1 protein-coding gene is annotated in these 1,365 nt (G+C 37.5%); it reads right to left on the bottom strand.

From position 1 onward, the window contains the following. Nucleotides 1-142: 142 nt before the first annotated feature. On the bottom strand, nucleotides 143-1,129 hold the full coding sequence (ygfZ, locus tag ARSQ2_RS11375) for a tRNA-modifying protein YgfZ (protein ID WP_181995350.1): 987 nt from the start codon (nucleotides 1,127-1,129) through the stop codon (nucleotides 143-145). Nucleotides 1,130-1,365: the final 236 nt, after the last annotated feature.

Below are 1,365 nucleotides of genomic sequence, written 5' to 3'. Positions count from 1 at the left end.
GACTTTAAAATGATTACAAGTAATTACTCTATATCAGTAAATTTATATTGGAGAAAAACATATATTTTGTAATCAAAATTAAGACGCTTAGCTATAAAAACGGTTTATCGGAATACCTTTTTATTAGTAATCGACGGATATGTTATTCCTCTTCGGACAATGAGTAAGGCAAAGGCTGAATAATGAGCTGACTATTGGTTTCGCCAACCAGCCGAAAAATACTCTCTTTAGGCATATCATTATTCATGACAACTTGCACACTAATAAAACCTTTTGTCATGGTAACAGCAGCTAATACTGTTCCAGTGCGCCGCCAGTTATCAGCTATTTTCCACTCGATAGCATCTCCAGTTTTTGGCAGCGTATTTGCTGTCCCGGTTAACCAAAACATGGCACGCTTATTGGCGCCGCGATATTTTGCTCGAGCGACCGTTTCCTGCCCGCTATAGCAGCCTTTCTGAAAATTAATACTTCCGGGTAATGCTTGCAGATTAACGGCTTGAGGAATAAATTGTTCACTATTCTCAATATCAATATTAGCAATTCCAGCGGCAATATCGAAAGCTAACCATTGCTGACTATCACCATGTTGGGGGAAATGTTTTGTTAGTTCAGCAGCAGTTGCGCTATCAGTAACAATTAAAAAACGTTCAAACGGTAAACTAAAGTGCAGTAAAGTCGTCTGCCCTAGATGAATAACGGACCTTTCCTTATCGGGTAATAGAGAAAAGTGGCTGCTCAATGCGTCACGAACTTCTTGGCCGGCAGCACCTAACAGCAGGGTATTGTGCTGCTGGCTGAGTGTTATTTGCGAGAAAACCGCATATTTTTTCAGTTCAGTAAGTTGTTTTGCTGTCATACTAGTGCGTAAAATATAGCCAAAGCCTTGATTATAATGAAATAAACGTAGTGTGCTCCACATTTTTCCTTTGGCATCACAGTGGGCGGTGAATATATGTTGTTGTGCAGTTAATGTAGCAATATCCGCTGTTAATTGACCCTGTAGATATTTTTCAGCATCAACCCCTGTTGCTGTGATGAAACTCCAATCATTAAGTGACATTAACGTTAAGGGTAATTGATGGTCTATTTCACAAGTTGCTGGTGTAAATTTATTTAGGCTTGTCATGTGTTTATCCGCTAATAACCTGGATAAGAGTAGTCATAATGGTAAAATAGCTAACAGACAAAGCAAGTAATATTATTAAAATTAACTAACAAAATTAATGTCGAATAATTTATCTATATAAAGTTTTTAGTTAGTGGTTATAGCTAAGCGACTTAATTTTGATTACACCATATTGAGTGCGAAAAAAATATCTGTGTCGCATTCGAGCGCTCTTTTTTTTGCATTTATAGCTAAGC

It is taken from the genome of Arsenophonus endosymbiont of Bemisia tabaci Q2, from assembly GCF_902713415.1.
Lineage (GTDB): Bacteria > Pseudomonadota > Gammaproteobacteria > Enterobacterales > Enterobacteriaceae > Arsenophonus.
Note: the sequence above shows the minus strand (reverse complement) of the source record. Positions and strands in the feature narration are given on the sequence as shown.

Coding starts and splice junctions, on each gene's coding strand:
- ygfZ (WP_181995350.1), bottom strand. CDS start 1,129: ATGACAAGCCTAAATAAATTTACACCAGCAACTTGTGAAATAGACCAT.